The 15,978-nt window shown below is 68.0% G+C and carries 15 protein-coding genes; 4 read left to right on the top strand and 11 right to left on the bottom strand.

The window, feature by feature from the left end; all coding sequences use genetic code 11:
• Nucleotides 1-15: 15 nt before the first annotated feature.
• The 6 genes from ACJASC_RS15700 to guaA form a co-directional block, all read right to left on the bottom strand.
• On the bottom strand, nucleotides 16-993 hold the full coding sequence (locus tag ACJASC_RS15700; RefSeq protein WP_415146831.1) for an alpha/beta fold hydrolase: 978 nt from the start codon (nucleotides 991-993) through the stop codon (nucleotides 16-18).
• A complete protein-coding gene (gene metA / locus ACJASC_RS15695) occupies nucleotides 983-1,906 on the bottom strand; it encodes a homoserine O-acetyltransferase MetA (RefSeq protein ID WP_415146830.1) in 924 nt (307 codons plus the stop codon). The genes ACJASC_RS15700 and metA overlap by 11 nt, the downstream gene beginning before the upstream one ends.
• Nucleotides 1,907-1,935: 29 nt before the next feature.
• The gene (locus ACJASC_RS15690; RefSeq protein ID WP_415146829.1) at nucleotides 1,936-2,820 is read right to left on the bottom strand and encodes an ATPase; all 885 of its coding nucleotides are present in this window, start codon (nucleotides 2,818-2,820) and stop codon (nucleotides 1,936-1,938) included.
• Between the two features lie 37 nt (nucleotides 2,821-2,857).
• Complete coding sequence (locus ACJASC_RS15685) at nucleotides 2,858-3,790, bottom strand: DMT family transporter (protein ID WP_415146828.1); 933 nt, start codon at nucleotides 3,788-3,790, stop codon at nucleotides 2,858-2,860.
• A gap of 110 nt (nucleotides 3,791-3,900) precedes the next feature.
• Nucleotides 3,901-5,061 carry an outer membrane protein transport protein gene (locus ACJASC_RS15680; RefSeq protein WP_415146827.1) on the bottom strand — a complete coding sequence of 387 codons (1,161 nt, stop codon included), beginning with the start codon at nucleotides 5,059-5,061 and terminating at the stop codon, nucleotides 3,901-3,903.
• Nucleotides 5,062-5,236: 175 nt separating this feature from the next.
• Entirely contained in the window at nucleotides 5,237-6,805 is a 1,569-nt protein-coding gene (gene guaA, locus ACJASC_RS15675) for a glutamine-hydrolyzing GMP synthase (protein ID WP_415146826.1), read from the bottom strand.
• A gap of 169 nt (nucleotides 6,806-6,974) precedes the next feature.
• Here guaA and ACJASC_RS15670 point away from each other — a divergent pair, with 169 nt between their 5' ends.
• Nucleotides 6,975-8,537 (top strand): trimethylamine methyltransferase family protein, encoded by a 1,563-nt coding sequence (locus ACJASC_RS15670; RefSeq protein ID WP_415146825.1) that lies wholly within the window; start codon nucleotides 6,975-6,977, stop codon nucleotides 8,535-8,537.
• On the opposite strand, the gene ACJASC_RS15665 is transcribed toward ACJASC_RS15670, so the two are convergent.
• The gene (locus ACJASC_RS15665) at nucleotides 8,530-8,817 is read right to left on the bottom strand and encodes a DUF6477 family protein (RefSeq protein WP_021694872.1); all 288 of its coding nucleotides are present in this window, start codon (nucleotides 8,815-8,817) and stop codon (nucleotides 8,530-8,532) included. The genes ACJASC_RS15670 and ACJASC_RS15665 overlap by 8 nt on opposite strands.
• A 239-nt stretch (nucleotides 8,818-9,056) precedes the next feature.
• Here ACJASC_RS15665 and ACJASC_RS15660 point away from each other — a divergent pair, with 239 nt between their 5' ends.
• Nucleotides 9,057-10,124, top strand: coding sequence for a DUF6456 domain-containing protein (locus tag ACJASC_RS15660; protein WP_415146824.1), 1,068 nt, complete (start codon nucleotides 9,057-9,059; stop codon nucleotides 10,122-10,124).
• A 78-nt stretch (nucleotides 10,125-10,202) separates the two neighbouring features.
• On the opposite strand, the gene ACJASC_RS15655 is transcribed toward ACJASC_RS15660, so the two are convergent.
• The gene (locus ACJASC_RS15655) at nucleotides 10,203-11,693 is read right to left on the bottom strand and encodes a catalase (protein WP_415146823.1); all 1,491 of its coding nucleotides are present in this window, start codon (nucleotides 11,691-11,693) and stop codon (nucleotides 10,203-10,205) included.
• A gap of 105 nt (nucleotides 11,694-11,798) precedes the next feature.
• Between ACJASC_RS15655 and ACJASC_RS15650 the strand changes: the two genes are divergently transcribed.
• On the top strand, nucleotides 11,799-12,725 hold the full coding sequence (locus ACJASC_RS15650; protein ID WP_415146822.1) for a LysR substrate-binding domain-containing protein: 927 nt from the start codon (nucleotides 11,799-11,801) through the stop codon (nucleotides 12,723-12,725).
• 4 nt (nucleotides 12,726-12,729) lie between these two features.
• Here the strand turns inward: ACJASC_RS15650 and ACJASC_RS15645 are convergent, their stop codons facing one another.
• On the bottom strand, nucleotides 12,730-13,278 hold the full coding sequence (locus ACJASC_RS15645) for a peroxiredoxin (RefSeq protein ID WP_045320096.1): 549 nt from the start codon (nucleotides 13,276-13,278) through the stop codon (nucleotides 12,730-12,732).
• 205 nt (nucleotides 13,279-13,483) lie between these two features.
• Here ACJASC_RS15645 and lipA point away from each other — a divergent pair, with 205 nt between their 5' ends.
• Nucleotides 13,484-14,440, top strand: a complete 957-nt coding sequence (lipA, locus tag ACJASC_RS15640; protein WP_021694519.1) for a lipoyl synthase — start codon at nucleotides 13,484-13,486, stop codon at nucleotides 14,438-14,440.
• 30 nt (nucleotides 14,441-14,470) lie between these two features.
• Here the strand turns inward: lipA and ACJASC_RS15635 are convergent, their stop codons facing one another.
• The gene (locus tag ACJASC_RS15635) at nucleotides 14,471-15,373 is read right to left on the bottom strand and encodes a c-type cytochrome (RefSeq protein WP_415146821.1); all 903 of its coding nucleotides are present in this window, start codon (nucleotides 15,371-15,373) and stop codon (nucleotides 14,471-14,473) included.
• On the bottom strand, nucleotides 15,370-15,840 hold the full coding sequence (locus ACJASC_RS15630; protein ID WP_415146820.1) for a c-type cytochrome: 471 nt from the start codon (nucleotides 15,838-15,840) through the stop codon (nucleotides 15,370-15,372). The genes ACJASC_RS15635 and ACJASC_RS15630 overlap by 4 nt, the downstream gene beginning before the upstream one ends.
• Nucleotides 15,841-15,978 lie beyond the last annotated feature (138 nt).

Genomic DNA, 15,978 nt, shown 5'->3' with positions numbered 1-15,978 from the left:
GCGGGCCACGAGAGCCTAGCGCAATCCCGCCCGCGCCGCCGCCCGATCGATCGCCGCCACCACCTCGTCCGGCACGACGTGATGCGGCATGTGACCAACGTTCTCGAGCACCGTCAGGTTCGCGCCGGGGACGAGTTCGGCAAGACGGGCCGAATGCACCTCGAGCGGCACGATGGTGTCGGCGACGCCGTGCACGATCTCGACCGGCAGGTCGAGCGTGGCATAGCGTTCGCGCATCGCGGCAACCTGCGGCAGGAGTCCGTTCACCTGCCGCGCGTTGACCCGCAGGCTGTCGCGCCGCACCGCGAGGCCGGCGCCGACGAAATCGGCATAACCCTCGGGCACGGGGTTGGGGGCAAAGACCGCCTCGACCGTTTCATCGACCAGCCGTTCGGGCGCGAAGGCGGTAAGCAGCGGCACCACGGTGGCCCCGCCGAGCGCCGAGCCATTGACCTTGTAGAGCGTGGCGAGCCCCGTCTCCCACGGCATGGTGGCGCCCGCGATGTCGACGACGGCGGCAATGGCTTCGGGCCGCTCCAGCGCCCAGGCCATGGCCACGGCCCCGCCGAAGGAATGGCCCAGAACGATGGGCTTTTCGGCCCCGAGTGCTGCGGCCGCCGCCTGCAGCAGCCGCGCCTGCGTCGCCACGCTGTCGGCGCGCGTGGTGAAGGCGTCGTCCGCCGCCGGGTCGATCGGATCGGAATAGCCCAGTCCCGGCCGGTCGAAGGCGATGACGCGATAGCGGTCATCGAGCCGGTCCACGAGGTCGAAGGCCATGTCGCGCAGATTGCCGGAGGCGCCATGGATCAGCACGAGGTCCGGGCCGGTGCCCGAGACCAGCGCGTGCACGCGCTGCCCCTCGACCTCAATGAGCCGGCCCAGCGGCGGATGCGCCGCCTCGGCCATGACCTCGCGCCGATCGGCGCGGTGATCCACGAAGGCGCATCCCGCGAGGGCAAGGAGCGCCAGAAGGGCGATGAGCTTAGCGGCCAATGTCGTTCAGATCGTAAGGGGTGGTCTGGTAGATCTGGTTGATCCAGTTGCCGTAGAGCAGATGCGCGTGGCTGCGCCAGCGGTTCGACGGCGGCTTGGTCGGGTCGTCGCCCGGGTAGTAGTTGGCCGGGACGGCGATCGGGTTCCCCGCCGCGACGTCGCGGTCGTACTCCTCCTTCAGCGTGTGGCTGTCATATTCGAAATGGTTGAAGATATAGAGCGTGCGGCGCTCGGGGTCCTCGACGAGGCAGGGGCCGACCTCGTCCGAGGCAAGCAGCGTCTGAAGCTCGGGGCGGGCGTCGATGTCCTCCTGCCGGATCTCGGTCCAGCGGCTGACCGGGACGGTGCAGTCATCCGAAAAGCCGCGCAGGAACGGGCTGTCGGGCTTGAGATTGCGGTGCCGGAAGCAGCCAAAGGCCTTCCGGTCGAGCAGGTGCTTGGCGATGCCGTGCTGATGCGCGATCAGCGCCATGCCGCCCCAGCAGACGCCGAAGGTGGAATGCGCATGGGTCTGGGTCCAGTCGAACACGCGGCGCAGCTCGTCCCAATAGGTCACCTCGTCGAAATCGAGATGCTCGACCGGCGCGCCGGTGACGAGAAAGCCGTCGAACTTCTCGCCCGAGGCCGCGACCTCCTCGAAGGGGCGGTAGAACTCCTCCATGTGTTCGGCGGCGGTGTTGCGCGATTCATGATCCGACATGCGGATCAGCGTCAGCTCGATCTGCAGCGGCGTCGCGCCGATCAGCCGCGCGAACTGCGTCTCGGTCTGGATCTTCTTGGGCATCAGGTTGAGCAGGCCGATCTTCAGCGGCCGGATGTCCTGCCGCGCCGCCTGATCCTCCGACATCACCATCACGCCCTCGCGCGTCAGCACGGTGTAGGCGGGAAGGGCTTCGGGGATCTTGATGGGCATGGTGCAACCTCTTGGCAGGGAGGGCTGATCTAGGCTTCCCGGCGGCTCTTGCCAAGCGCCGCGTCGAGCGCTTCGGCCACGACGGCCTCGAAATCGGCGGCGGAGTCGAGGCCCGACAGCGCTTCGGCCGGTATGGCGAGGCCCCAGCGTTCGGCCATTTTGGCATAGCGCGGCTGACGATGCGCCAGCGCCCGCCCGTAGGTCCAGCGGATGAAGGCGTCGGGATCGACGCGCGCCTCCGGCAGGCCAGTCTCGGCGAGATAATCGTGCCATGCCTTGAGCAGGAAGTCGGGGCTGTAGGCCATCGGCTTGGGCGCACGGTCGAAGCGACGGATCAGCTCCTCGGTATGCGCCTCCGACCCTTCGATCCAGATCATCAGCATCTCCTTGGAGAGAAGCGTCATCAGCGGGTCATGCGGATTGTCGGGATCGACCCATTCGCAGATCGAGCCGCCGGTGTCGCAGACGAAATTCGGGTAGCCATAGAGCGCCTCGCCGCGTTCGACGAACCACGGCGTGTCCTCGAGCGCGGCGATTTCGGCGCGGCGAAACTGCTCCTGCCGCTGGCGGTAGGTCTCGAAGGGCAGGCCACCTTTCGCCGGATCGCCCGGCTTGCCGAGATAGGTCGAGACCGGGGCGAGGTTGTCGAAGCTGATGTTGGAGCCGATGTAGATGCTGTCCGAGAGCAGCAGCTCGCGCAGGAACGGCACCTTCATCGCCTCGCGTTTGGCGTTGTCGGCGATGAGCTCGCCCATGTGGCGTGTGCCGATGCGGTAGTCGATCGAGTAGTGGAACCAGTCGCCCGACCGGCGCAGCAGGTTCGACACATGCGTCTTGCCGAGGCCCGACATGCCGAAGAACAGGACGCGTTTTCGCGGGGCGGACAGCCAGTCCGAGGCGGAGGAATGGATCATGCGCGCATGGCTAAACAAGCGCCGCGGCCCGGTCCAGTCAGAACTTGGGCGCAGGTGCCGCCCCCCGCGCGCGCGGACGCCGCAGGATCCGCCCGTCGAGCACCGCGAGGCCGCAGGCCAGCAGGGCGAAGCCCGCATAGGCGCGGGGTGGCAGCGTCTCGCCCAGTACCACCACGCCGAGAAGGATCGCCACCGGGGCCACCATCAGCGTCACCAGAAGCACGTTGCCGCTGCCTGCCACGGCGATGACGCGGTAGTAGATCAGATAGGCCAGCGCCGTCGATCCAATGGAGACATAGGCCAGCCCCGCAATGGTGGCGGGAGCGAGATCGAACATGGGCGGCCCTTCGACGATCCAGGCCAGCGGCACCATGATGAGCGCGGCCCCCGTGGTCATCCCGGCGGCGGCGGTGAGCGGCGGCAGACCGCCCATCATCTTGCGCGCCCAGACCCCGGCCAGCGCATAGGAGATCGTGGCACCGATGGCGGCGATCTGGCCCAGCGCGCCGGGATCGAAGCCCGAGAGCGCCGACGGGCCGATCACCCAGATCACGCCGAAAAAGCCCAGACCCACGCCGAACGCCTTGCGCGCCGATAGCCTTTCGTCGGCGAAGAAGATCGCTGCGAAGAGCACGCCGAACACCGCCGTGGCGGCGTTGAGGATGGCGATGAGGCCGGTCTCGACATGCTGCTGGCCCCAAGCGAGGAGGCCGAAGGGAATGGCGTTGTTGAGCGCGCCCATGACGATCAGCACCCCCCAGATCCGCGCGCCGCGCGGCAAGGGCAGGCGGCGCAAGAGCACCACCGGCCACAGCACCGCCGCCGCCCAGATCGCGCGGTGCCCGACCACCCAGATCGGCCCGATCTGGTCGAGCGCGACCCGCACCGCGAGGAACGAGCCGCCCCAGATCAGGGCGAGGAGGCCGAGCTGCGCCCAGGCCGCGTTGGTCATGGTCTTTTGTGCCGTCATGCGCGGCACTCTGCACGCCATACGGGCAGGCGCAATCCGAAACATGCGGGTTGCATGCAAACACGGACGGGGGCGGCGCAGTGGCCGCCCCCGTCCCGATCGCGTCCCGATCAGAAGCGGTAGGCCACGCTCATGCCGAGGGCGACCGCGGAGCTGTCGGTAAAGTCGGCGCGATCCTCGCGCAGACCGGTCGCGGGGTTGCGGGTCTGCGGGCTGGCATCGCCGAGCTTGGTATAGCGGATGCCGCCCGAGATGGTCACCGCCTCCATGTTGTAGGCGCCGCCGAGGCTGACCCAGCCCTTGCCGTCGGTCGGGTCGAGCGGCGAGATCCGCTCGTCCCCTTCGGGCTCCACGCCGACCGCGATCTGGCCGGAGAAGGCGTCGGAGAACTTGCGGCCGAGACCGATCTGCGCCGAATAGTTGTCGTCGATGTCGGTCAGGCTGAGACCGCCGGTCGCGCCCGCGAAGAAGTCGGGGGAGACCAGCGTGTCCTCATAGGCCGCGTAGCGGATGTTGGCGAAGACGAGCGTGTTGGCCGCGATCCCCGTCTGCATGTCGAGATTCCAGGATTCGGGCGTCTCGACCGTGGTGGTGCCGCTGGCGACGACATTGCCCGCGAGGCTCTCGGTCGTGTCGAAGTCGTGCTCGATCGCGGAGTTGTAGGTCAACGCCACGCGCAGCGCGATCTCGGGCTTTTCATAGGCCGCGCCGATCACGTAGCCATTGGCGCTGTTCTCGTCGAGATCGACCGCATAGCCATTCAGCGTCGGCGTCGCGCCGTCGAAGACCGGGCCATAGGCGCGACCGGACAGGGTGATGGCGCCCTCCAGCGTCTCGCGCCGGACACCGGCATGCAGGCTGAAACTCTCGTTGATGCGGTAGCGTCCCACCAAGGTGAGCGCCGTGCTGTCGAGATTGGCACTGGTGCCGCCGAAGAAGGTGGTCCCGGGGTCGCCTTCATAGAGGATATCGGCACCGAAGGGCTGATCGGCGATCAGCGCGGCGGAAAATCCACGGCCGAAATCCATCTTGACGCTGGCCGAGAAGTTGTTGAATTCCTCGCCCACATTGTCGTAATCGCCCGCCAGTCCACGGTCCTTTCCCGAGAGGTCGGGAAAGACCCGGCCAAAGGACAGCTCTGCGACGTTGCCCTCCTCGAAAATCGCCGTGACGTCCTGGTTGGAGCGGTCGATCCCGATCGCCGAAGCCCCGGTGGCCATCAGCGCCGCGCCCAGCGCCAGCGCGCTCGTGGCGCCATACTGAAGTTTCATGTTCTCTCCCTGTCGCGAAATGCGTCCTCCGAGGCAAGCAGAGACACGAGAGGGATTCGCCGCAATCTATGACGCAACGGCAGGTTGACGTGCACGTCGCAGCGTCACTTCGGCGCATCAGGCGCAGGCATGAAAAAGGCCCCCGAAGGGGCCCGTTTCAAGCGAATCTGCAAGTTCATTCCCACTCGATGGTGCCCGGCGGCTTCGAGGTAACGTCATAGGTGACGCGGTTGATGCCCCGCACCTCGTTGATGATCCGCGTCGCGGTCTCGCCGAGGAACTCGTGGGTGAAGGGGTAGTAGTCGGCGGTCATGCCATCGACGCTCGTCACCGCGCGCATCGCGCAGGCGTAATCATAGGTCCGGCCATCGCCCATCACGCCCACGGTACGCACCGGCAGCAGGGCCACGAAGGCCTGCCAGATCTCGTCATAGAGGCCGTGCTTGCAAATCTGGTCGATGAACACCGCGTCGGCGCGGCGCAATATCGCCAGCTTCTCGCGGGTGATCTCGCCGGGGCAGCGGATCGCAAGGCCGGGCCCCGGAAAGGGGTGGCGGCCGATGAAGCTGTCGGGCAGGCCGAGCTCGCGCCCCAGCGCGCGGACCTCGTCCTTGAACAGTTCGCGCAACGGCTCGACCAGCTTCAGCCCCATCTTCTCGGGCAGGCCGCCGACATTGTGGTGGCTCTTGATCGTCACGCTCGGCCCGCCCGAGAAGCTGACGCTTTCGATCACGTCGGGGTAGAGCGTGCCCTGCGCGAGGAAGGTGGCGCCACCAACCTCGGCCGCGTGCTTCTGGAACACGTCGATGAAGAGCTTGCCGATGGTCTTGCGCTTGACCTCGGGGTCCGAGACCCCATCGAGCGCGTCGAGGAACAGATCGTCTTCCTGCGCGTGAATGAGCGGCATGTTGTAATGGTCGCGGAACATGGTCACGACCTGCTCGGCCTCGCCCTCGCGCAGCAGACCATGATCGACGAAGACGCAAGTGAGCTGATCGCCGATCGCTTCGTGAATGAGAACGGCCGCGACCGAGCTGTCGACGCCGCCCGAGAGGCCGCAGATCACCTTGGCGTCGCCGACCTGCTCGCGGATCAGGCGGATCGCCTCCTCGCGGTAGGCGCCCATGGTCCAGTCGCCGGTAAAGCCCGCGATGTGCAGGAAGTTCTCGAGGAAGGTCCTGCCATGCGGGGTATGGTGCACCTCCGGGTGGAACTGCACCGCGTAGAAGCGCCGCTCCAGATCGGCGGTGATCGCAAAGGGCGCGCCCGGCGAGGTGCCGCAGACCTCGAAGCCGGGGGCGAGCTTGGAGACGTGGTCGCCATGGCTCATCCAGACCTGCTCGCGGCCTTCGATGAACCAGCCGCGAAGGAGATCCGTGGCCTCGCCCTCGGGCTCGACATAAGCGCGGCCGAACTCGGCGGTGCCGTCGCCGCGCAGCACTTCGCCGCCCAGCATCTGCATCATCACCTGCTGACCGTAGCAGATGCCAAGGACCGGCACCTCCAGTTCGAAGATCCGCATCGGCGGGCGCGGGCTGCCTTCGTCGGGCACGCTGGCCGGGCCGCCCGACAGGATCACCGCCTGCGGCTCGAAGGCGTCGAGGAAAGCCTCGTCCACCGCGTTGAAGGGATGGATCTCGCAGTAGACGTTCAGCTCGCGGAGGCGGCGCGCGATAAGCTGCGTCACCTGTGAGCCGAAATCGACGATGAGAAGGCGCTGGTGCTGTTGGCTATGCTCGGTCATGACCCAGCGAATAGGCCCGCCCGATCATCCACGCAAGAGCGAGGGGGGCGAAAAATCGCGCCGCTCCGGGCGACATGTCGCTTTCACGCCTGAGGCGGCGCAATCCGGCCAAGTCGGGGCCTCGCGCGCCGCTATCACGGGGGACGAGAACGCATCACGGGAGCGGGCGATGACGGAAGCGGCACAGATGGCCGGAGAGCGGGCAGGGCGGCGGGGACGGTCCGGCGGAGGGGCGGCGCGCCGTGCCGAACGTACCGCCGTGAGCGTCGAGACCGCGCGCTACATCACCCGCAACATCCCCGATTTCGAGGTGCTCGACGCCCATGCCATCGAGGTGATCGAAACCAATGCCGAAACCGTGCTCGAAGAGATCGGCGTGGTGTTCTCCGACAACCCGCCGGCGCTGGAGCTGTGGCGGCAGGCCGGGGCGCAGGTCGATGGCGACAGGGTGCGCATCCCGCGCGGGCTGGCGCGCAAGCTTTGCGCCACCGCGCCTGCGACCTTCACCCAGCACGCCCGCAATCCCGAGCGCAACGTCGAGATCGGCGGCCGCAACCTCGTGCTGGCCCCGGTCTACGGCCCGCCCTTCGTGCGCGACGCCGATGGCGGGCGGCGCTATGCGACGATCGAGGATTTCCGCAATTTCGTGAAGCTCGGCTACATGTCGAAATGGCTGCACCATTCGGGCGGCACGGTCTGCGAGCCCACGGATGTCGCGGTGAACAAGCGCCATCTCGACATGCTGCTCGCGCACATGACCTTTTCCGATAAACCGTTCATGGGATCGGTGACCGCGCCGGAGCGGGCGCGGGACTGCGTCGAGATGTGCGAGATCCTGTTCGGAAAGGATTTCGTCGCCGAAAACACGGTGATGACCTCGCTGATCAACATCAACTCGCCGCTGACCTTCGACGGCATCATGATGGGCGCGCTCGAGGTTTATGCCAAGGCGAACCAGGCCTGCATCATCTCGCCCTTCATCGTCGGCGGCGCGATGGCGCCGGTTTCGGTCGCGGGCACGCTGACACAGGTTCTGGCGGAGGCGCTGGCAGGCGTCGCCTATTCCCAGCTCGTGCGCCCCGGCGCGCCGGTGATCGTCGGCGCCTTCGTCACCTCGATCGACATGAATTCGGGCGCGCCGACCTTCGGCACGCCTGAGGCCTCGCTCATCACCTATGGCATGGGTCAGCTGGCGCGGCGGATGGGGCTGCCCTACCGCTCGGCGGGCGGGTTCTGCGGCTCCAAGCTGCCCGACGCGCAGGCGGGCTACGAGAGCGCAAACAGCCTGAACATGGGTCTGCTGTCAGGCGTCAACTTCATGCTGCACGCCTGCGGCTGGCTCGAAGGCGGGCTCGTCGCCTCCTACGAGAAGTTCGTGATGGATGCCGACCAGCTCGGCGCGCTGCACCAGATGGCGCGCGGCGTCGACGCCTCCCAAGAGATGCAGGCGATGGACGCGATCCGCGAGGTCGGACCGGGGGGCCACTACCTCGGCTGCGCGCATACGCAGGCGAACTTCAAGACCGCGTTCTGGCGCAGCGAGCTGTTCGACTACAAGCCCTTCGAAACCTGGGACGAGGAAGGCGCGCGCGACACGCAGGCCCTCGCCACGGCGCGGGTGGCCAGGCAGCTCGACACCTACCGCCAGCCGCCGCTCGACCCCGAGATCGCAGGGCGGCTGACCGAGTATGTCGAGGCCAAGAAGGCGTCGATGCCCGACAGCTTCAGCTGAGAGCGGCGGCGCGGATGAGCCGCGCCTCGCCCATCAGCGCCACGATCATCTCGACATGGCGGGCCGGGCGGTAGTCGCCCGACCCCGACCGCCGCCGCGCCTCGATCTCGCTTTCGCGGTCGAGCAGCGCCATCACCGCGCGCGCCGGTCCGCCCGGACACGCCCCGATCAGCCGCGGCAGCAGGGTCGTGCGGTCATAGGCGTCGACGCCATGGCGCGCGGCGTCCACGAGGAGCGGCGGTCGCTTCAGCGCGGTGATCCTGCTCAACGGGTCCTGCATGTCCTGTCCTCCCTCAAGGTTGTACTGTACGCCTCGCGATTGTCTCACGATTGACGTTGCGTTGCGTCACACCGCGCTGCATCGCGCGGTCGCTTCAAGCTTGTTTGGGATTCTTCAATCAAGATGAACGGGTTCGGAACTGATTAAAGTTTCGGTAACCGGGGCAACTGAAAGTTGAGATCGTGAAGCTTGGGGACGTCAGGGAATACCGGGCACGGCCGTCGCACAGGGCCGTGGGGATGGACACGCGGGGGCAGGCAGGCAAGGTGGAGCGCCTCCCCGGCTGGCTGCCGCCGGCGGTCCGGCATTATCTCGAACATGTCGAAGGCGGCGCGCCGATCCGGGTGCTGGCGCGGCGGTCGGAGGTGCATGCCTCGACCGTTCTGCGGCAGGTGCGCCAGCTCGAAAGCCGGCGCGACGACCCGCTGGTCGATGCCGCCCTGCGGCGACTGTCGCGGCGCTTTCGGCCTGAGACCGGCCCCGACACGCCCCCCGCCATCTCCGAGGAGAACGCAATGACCCATCACGACCCAAAGGGCCACCGGCCCGAGACCGTCGAGGACGAGGGCGCGGCCGAGGCGCTGCGCGTGCTGCGCCGGATGGCCGAACCGGGGGCGGTGCTGGCGGTGGCGCCCGACATGCCCGTCGCGGCGGTGATGCGCGAGGACGCGGATGGCGCGACCCAGCGCCTGGCCCGGCTCGACCGCTCGGTGGCCGAGACGCTGGCGCTGCGTGGCTGGATCGCGGCAACCCCGGGACCGGGACGCATCGCGCGCTACCGCATTACCGCGGCCGGCCGCGCCGAGCTGCGGAGTGCCGCGCCGCTGGCATCGGGTTTCGCCGAGGCGGGGGCCGCGTTCGAACCCGCGCCGGGGGCCGCGCGGGTGGCGTCGGTCGAGGGGCCGCTGACCCTTCTGGCGCGCCGCCGCGACCGCGACGGGCGGCCGTTTCTCGGGCGCGGCCTCGTCGCGGCGGGAGAGCGGCTGCGCGAGGATTTCGAACTGGCGCAGATCGGCCCGCGCATGACGCAGGACTGGTCGCGCTTTCTCACCGCCGGCTGCGACACCGCGACCGGGCCGGGGCAGACGCCGTCGGGGGCACGCGACAGGCTGGCGGCGGCGCTGGCCGATCTGGGGCCGGGGCTTGGCGACGTGGCGCTGCGCTGCTGCTGCTATCTCGAAGGGATGGAGAGCCTTGAGCGGCGCATGGGATGGTCGGCCCGTTCGGGCAAGATCGTGCTGCGCATCGCGCTTGAGCGTCTGCGTCGCCACTACGACGCCACCGGCGGCGGCGAGATGATCGGCTAGGCCCCGCGCGGGGCCGAGGCACGCGAAACGGCGGCGGGTCTCCCCGCCGCCGTCCCGGTTCTCAACGCTGCCTGCCGATCACTCGGCGGCGTGGCTCGTGTCGACGCCGGCATTCTCGGTCTTCTGATGCTTGAGCGCCTCCCGGATACCGTCGCCGTAAGCTTGGTCAACCTTGTCGAAATGCGCCAGCTGGCGATCGATGATCTCCTGCGGCACGCCGGTCATCGCGGTGGCGATGTTCGAGAACAGGCGGCTCTTCTGCCCCTCGTCGAACATGTTGAACAGCGCGCGCGGCTGGCTGTAGTGATCCGCCTCCGAGCGGAAGTCGTAGCGCCCGACCTCGCCTTCGTAGCGGTGCGGCGGCTCGGCCACCGATGGATCCTCGACCGGCCCGCCGAAGGAGTTCGGCTCGTAATAGGCGTCGGGGTTGGTGCGCAGGCCGAACGGCATGGTGCCGTCGCGGTGATAGTGGTTCACCGGCGATTTCGGCTTGTTGACCTCGAGGTTCTCGTAATGCGTGCCGATCCGGTAGCGATGCGCGTCCGGGTAGGAGAACAGGCGGCCCTGCAGCATCTTGTCGGGCGAGAAGCCGATGCCCGGCACGACGTTGGACGGGTTGAAGGCCGACTGCTCGATCTCGGTGAAGTAGTTCTCGGCGTTGCGGTTCAACTCCATCTCGCCGACCTTGATCAGCGGGTAGTCGCCATGCGGCCAGACCTTGGTGAGATCGAAGGCCGACCAGCCGGTCTTCTTCTCGAACTCGATCGCGTCCATCTCGGGCATCACCTGGATGAACATGTCCCATTTCGGGAAATGCCCGCCCGCGATGGTGCCGAACAGCGCCTCCTGATAGGTCTCGCGGCTCTTGCCGATGACCTGCACGGCCTCGTCATTGGTAAAGTGCTTGTGACCCTGCTGAGTCTTGAAGTGGAACTTCACCCAGAACCGCTCGCCCTGATCGTTCCACAGCGAGAAGGTATGGCTGCCATAGCCATTCATGTGCATCGGCGTCTGCGGCAGGCCGCGATCCGACATCAGGATCGTCACCTGATGCAGGCTTTCGGGGCAGAGCGACCAGAAATCCCACATCGCGGTGGCCGAGCGCAGGTTGGTCTGCGGGTGGCGCTTCTGGGTGTGGATGAAGTCCGGGAACTTGTAGGGGTCGGCCACGAAGAACACGGGCGTGTTGTTGCCCACGAGGTCCCAGTTGCCTTCCTCGGTATAGAATTTCAGCGCGAAGCCGCGCACGTCGCGCTCGGCATCGGCCGCACCCTGCTCGCCGGCGACGGTCGAGAAGCGGGCCAGCATTTCGGTCTCGGTGCCCGGCTTGAACACCGCGGCGCGGGAATACTTGGTGATGTCCTCGGTCACGCGCAGCGTGCCGTAGGCGCCCCAGCCCTTGGCGTGGACGACGCGCTCGGGGATCCGCTCGCGGTTCTGATGGGCCAGCTTCTCGATCAGCTGGTAGTCCTCGAGGAGCACGGGGCCGCGCGGCCCGACGGTCTTGGCGTTCTGGTTGTCCGCGACGGGCGCGCCGGCGGAAGTTGTCAGGCGGGGTCTGTCGGTCATGGCTGTCCTCCGAAGATGGCTTCGGGGCGCAATATGGCCTGGTGGGACGCGAAGGCAAAATCGGTTTTTCTGGCCTTTGCCATAAGTTCAGATTATCGGTCTGTCATGAATCCATCACTGAAACAGTTGCGCTACTTCGTGGCGCTGGCCGAGACCGGCGGCTTTGGCCGCGCCGCCGAAACCGTCTTCGTGTCGCAGCCGGCGCTGAGCCAGCAGATCAAGGAGCTCGAGACGATCCTCGGGGTCGATCTGGTCGAGCGGCTGCCGCGCGGCATCCGGCTGACCCGCGCCGGGCGCGAGGTGCTGGGGCGGGCGCGGCGGATCATGGCCGAGGTCGCGGATCTGGAGCGTGCGGCGCGGCTGTCGCGCGGGCTGACGGGGCGACTGCGGCTCGGGGTGATCCCGACCGTAGCACCCTATCTGCTGCCGCTGGCACTGACGCGGCTGCGCGCGCATGACCTGACGCTCGACATCCGGGTGCGCGAGGCGCAGACCGACGCGCTGCTCGAGGATCTGGAGGCGGGCCGCGTCGACGCGGTGGTGGCGGCGCTGCCGGTGCCGGGGGCGGATCTGCTGGCCGAGACGCTGATCGAGGACCGCTTCGTCCTTGCCGGGACGGCCTCGCGGCTCTCCCACTGGGCGGGGAGCGCCGAGGCCTTGCGCCCGACGACGCTGGCGCCGGATCAGCTGCTTTTGCTCGACGAGGGGCATTGCCTCGCGGATCAGGCGCTGGAGGTCTGCGGCTTGCGCGGGCGGGGGCGCGTCGATCTCGGGGCCTCGTCGCTGGCGACCCTTTCGGGGCTGGTGGCCGAGGGCTTCGGGCTGACGCTGCTGCCCGAAATCGCGCTCAGGGCCGAGACGGCGGCGGCGCCGGGGCTGGCGCTGATGCGGTTCGCGGCGCCCGAGCCCGCCCGCACGCTGGCGCTGCTGCGCAGGCGCGGCGGCGACGACGCCTGGGCCGCGCCGCTGGTAGCGCTTTTGCGCGATGCGGGGGCCGAGCTTCTGGTCTCGGCCCGCGCGGTCTGTCCCTGAAGGGTCAGGCGGCCTGCTCGCGCGAGGCCTCTTCGAGCCACGACAGCACGGTCTCGGGCGAGGAGACGCCGTAGGGGTCCTCGGGGTGGTTGTCGCACAGGCCCGGCTCTTCGAACCACGCCTCGATGCGGCCGTCGTCGATCACGGCGGCATAGCGCCACGAGCGCAGGCCGAAGCCCAGATTGTCCTTGCGCACCAGCATCCCGGCGCGGCGGGTGAATTCGCCCGAACCATCGGGGATCACTTCGACATGCTCGAGATTCTGGGCGCGGGCCCACTGGTTCATCACGAAGGCGTCGTTGACCGACATGCAGTAGATCGCGTCGATGCCATGGGCGCGGAACGCGTCGATGTTCTGCTCGAAGCCGGGCAATTGGTAGGTCGAGCAGGTCGGGGTGAAGGCGCCGGGCAGCGAGAATAGCACCACGCGCTTGCCCGCGAAATAGGACGCCGTGTCGCGCTCTTCCCAGCGGAAGGGGTTGGGGCCATCGAGACTTTCGTCGCGCACGCGGGTACGGAAGGACACATCGGGGATACGGGCGCCGGGCTGCATGGGCAATTCCTGTCTGGATCGGGTCATCGGGTTCGGGGCCGGACCTAGGAGATCATGCCCCGGACCGCAATGCTGCGTCGCGGCAGGATGCGGCAGGATGCCCGCGCGCATGGCGGGGTTGCACCAGCCGCCATGCGCGGGGACGGAGGTGCGTTGCGCCCATGGGCCGGGGGGCCTATGTATCGACAAGGCCAAAAGGAAAGGCATGACCGTGCGCGACCTGAAGATCCCCGGCGACCGCCACCCCGAAAAGGCGCGCCGCGCCGACAGCGCGCCGCAGCCCAAGAAGCCCGACTGGATCCGCGTCAAGGCGCCGACCTCCGAGGGCTACAAGGCCACGCGGGACATCATGCGCGAGCACAAGCTGGTCACCGTCTGCGAAGAGGCGGGCTGCCCGAATGTGGGCGAATGCTGGAGCCAGGGCCACGCCACCATGATGATCATGGGCGAGATCTGCACCCGCGGCTGTACCTTCTGCAACGTGGCGACGGGCCGTCCCGACGCGCTCGACGTGTTCGAGCCGGGGCGCGTGGCCGACGCCGTGAAGAAGCTCGGGCTGAACCACGTGGTGATCACATCCGTCGACCGCGACGACGTGGATGACGGCGGCGCCGCGCATTTCGCGCAGACGATCCGCGCCGTGCGCCGCCAGTCGCCCGGCACCACGATCGAGATCCTGACGCCGGATTTCCTGCGCGCGAAGCCCGGATCGCTCGAGATCGTCGTCGAGGCACGGCCCGATGTGTTCAACCACAACCTCGAAACCGTGCCGGGCCTCTACCCCGAGGTGCGTCCCGGCGCGCGCTACTTCCACAGCCTGCGGCTGCTGCAGCGGGTCAAGGAACTGGACCCGTCGATGTTCACCAAGTCGGGCATCATGGTGGGTCTGGGCGAAGACAAGCAGGGCGTGCATCAGGTGATGGACGACATGCGCGCCGCCGACATCGATTTCCTGACCATCGGCCAGTATCTGCAGCCGACCAACAAGCACCACGCGGTGGACCGCTTCGTCACGCCAGAGGAGTTCGCGAGCTATGAGAAGGCCGCGCGCGGCAAGGGGTTCCTGATGGTGTCGGCGACGCCGCTCACGCGGTCGTCCTACCACGCGGGCGATGATTTCGCGCAGCTCCGCGCAGCGCGGCTGGCCCGGCTGGGGGCCTGACCTCGCGCTGACCCGATAACCTGACGCCGATCACTCGGCGGCAGGTTCGACGCTTGGAACTGCCTTGAGATAGGCCGCGATGGCCGCGCGGTCATCTTCGGGCAGCTTGGCCAGTTCGGACACGACCATGGCCATCTCGCCGCCCGCCGTGTCGAACTCGGGCGTGAAGCCGGTGCCGAGGTAATAGGCGATTTCCTCTTCGGACCAGTCGAGCCCGGCAGGGGTGATGTTGGGAATGCGCCCGTCGCCAGAGGGGTTCGGCGCGCCGCCAAGCCATTGCCCGTGATCGAGCCCGCCCAGAGGGCCGCGCGGCGTGTGGCATTCCCCGCAATGGCCCAGCGCCTCGGCGAGATAGCGCCCGCGCGCGGCATCCGGGGGGAGGTCGCCGGCGACGGTCCAGTCCTCGCTCAGGTTCAGCTGCTTCCACAAACCGACACCGCGCCGGATCGAGAAGGGAAACGGCACCTCATGCGGCAGGCTTTCGACCTCGGAGGGCGGCAACGCGCGCATATAGGCGACGAGATCGCGCATGTCGCCCGGATCGGCCTTGTCATAGGCGGCATAGGGCAGGGCGGGATAGTAATGCGCCCCGGAAGGCGAGACGCCGCGCATCACCGCGTCCATGATCTCGGCATCCGACCAGTCGCCCACGCCTTGCGGCGAGGGCGAGATGTTGGGCGCATGAAAGGTGCCGAAGGACGAGACGAAGGCGCGCCCGCCCGCGAGGACCGGCGCGTCGCCCGCCTCGGTGTCGGGCGCGACATGGCACGAGGCGCAGCCCGCGGCGGCAAAGACCAGCTCGCCTCGGGCCGGATCGCCGGGCGGGCCTTGCACCGCCAAAGCAGGCAGCGGCTCGGGCGCGGTCAGCACCCAGCCCGCGCCGCCCGCCAGCAGGACCACCGCCCCGACTGCGCCGAGCGCGCGGCCGATCATTCCTCGGGTTTGCGGTAGGCCTCATGACAATCGCCGCAGGCGCGACCCAATCCGCCCATCGCGCCCTGAAGCGCCGCGAGGTCGGTGCTGGCGGCGTCGCGCATTGCCATCGCCGCCTGCGCGAGCGCGTCGGCCTTGGCGTCGAAGTCATCGCGCTTTTCCCAGATCGCGGGCAGGGCGCGGCTGTCGGCGAGGTCCTCGCTCGAAGATCCCTCGACCCAGTAGTTGCCATCCGCGCCCGAGGCGAGGGCGGCCAGCGTCTCGGCCGAGGCCGCGGCAATGTCGGCGTCATACTCCGTCTCGCCCTTGGCCATGTTGCCGATCACGCCCAGATGCGCGCCCATCAGCTTCATGTGGCTCTCGCGCAGCTTCTGCGCCGTTTCGGGGTCGAAGGCCTGCGCCGAGGCGAGGCCCGCCGTCGCCGCGAGACCGGCGGCCAGAAGGACAGAACGAATCGAACGGGTCATAAGGACACTTCCTTGTCTTAGGCTGATCCGTGGCTCCCATGCGATAACGGAGCCGCTGACCGGCACCTCAAATATGCCGGGCAGCGGCGGGGGACGGATCGGGACATTTCAGGTCGTGCAAGGACCGAAAAGCAGTGT

The organism is Limimaricola cinnabarinus (assembly GCF_047631075.1).
Classification (GTDB): domain Bacteria; phylum Pseudomonadota; class Alphaproteobacteria; order Rhodobacterales; family Rhodobacteraceae; genus Limimaricola; species Limimaricola cinnabarinus.
This window is presented reverse-complemented; position numbering and strand designations above follow the sequence as displayed.

What these genes read in the sequence shown, in the direction of transcription:
- metA (WP_415146830.1), bottom strand. Translation starts at nt 1,906, where the DNA reads ATGCCCATCAAGATCCCCGAAGCCCTTCCCGCCTACACCGTGCTGACG.
- ACJASC_RS15690 (WP_415146829.1), bottom strand. Translation starts at nt 2,820, where the DNA reads ATGATCCATTCCTCCGCCTCGGACTGGCTGTCCGCCCCGCGAAAACGC.
- ACJASC_RS15685 (WP_415146828.1), bottom strand. Translation starts at nt 3,790, where the DNA reads ATGACGGCACAAAAGACCATGACCAACGCGGCCTGGGCGCAGCTCGGC.
- ACJASC_RS15680 (WP_415146827.1), bottom strand. Translation starts at nt 5,061, where the DNA reads ATGAAACTTCAGTATGGCGCCACGAGCGCGCTGGCGCTGGGCGCGGCG.
- guaA (WP_415146826.1), bottom strand. Translation starts at nt 6,805, where the DNA reads ATGACCGAGCATAGCCAACAGCACCAGCGCCTTCTCATCGTCGATTTC.
- ACJASC_RS15670 (WP_415146825.1), top strand. Translation starts at nt 6,975, where the DNA reads ATGACGGAAGCGGCACAGATGGCCGGAGAGCGGGCAGGGCGGCGGGGA.
- ACJASC_RS15665 (WP_021694872.1), bottom strand. Translation starts at nt 8,817, where the DNA reads ATGCAGGACCCGTTGAGCAGGATCACCGCGCTGAAGCGACCGCCGCTC.
- ACJASC_RS15660 (WP_415146824.1), top strand. Translation starts at nt 9,057, where the DNA reads ATGGACACGCGGGGGCAGGCAGGCAAGGTGGAGCGCCTCCCCGGCTGG.
- ACJASC_RS15655 (WP_415146823.1), bottom strand. Translation starts at nt 11,693, where the DNA reads ATGACCGACAGACCCCGCCTGACAACTTCCGCCGGCGCGCCCGTCGCG.
- ACJASC_RS15650 (WP_415146822.1), top strand. Translation starts at nt 11,799, where the DNA reads ATGAATCCATCACTGAAACAGTTGCGCTACTTCGTGGCGCTGGCCGAG.
- ACJASC_RS15645 (WP_045320096.1), bottom strand. Translation starts at nt 13,278, where the DNA reads ATGCAGCCCGGCGCCCGTATCCCCGATGTGTCCTTCCGTACCCGCGTG.
- lipA (WP_021694519.1), top strand. Translation starts at nt 13,484, where the DNA reads ATGACCGTGCGCGACCTGAAGATCCCCGGCGACCGCCACCCCGAAAAG.
- ACJASC_RS15635 (WP_415146821.1), bottom strand. Translation starts at nt 15,373, where the DNA reads ATGATCGGCCGCGCGCTCGGCGCAGTCGGGGCGGTGGTCCTGCTGGCG.
- ACJASC_RS15630 (WP_415146820.1), bottom strand. Translation starts at nt 15,840, where the DNA reads ATGACCCGTTCGATTCGTTCTGTCCTTCTGGCCGCCGGTCTCGCGGCG.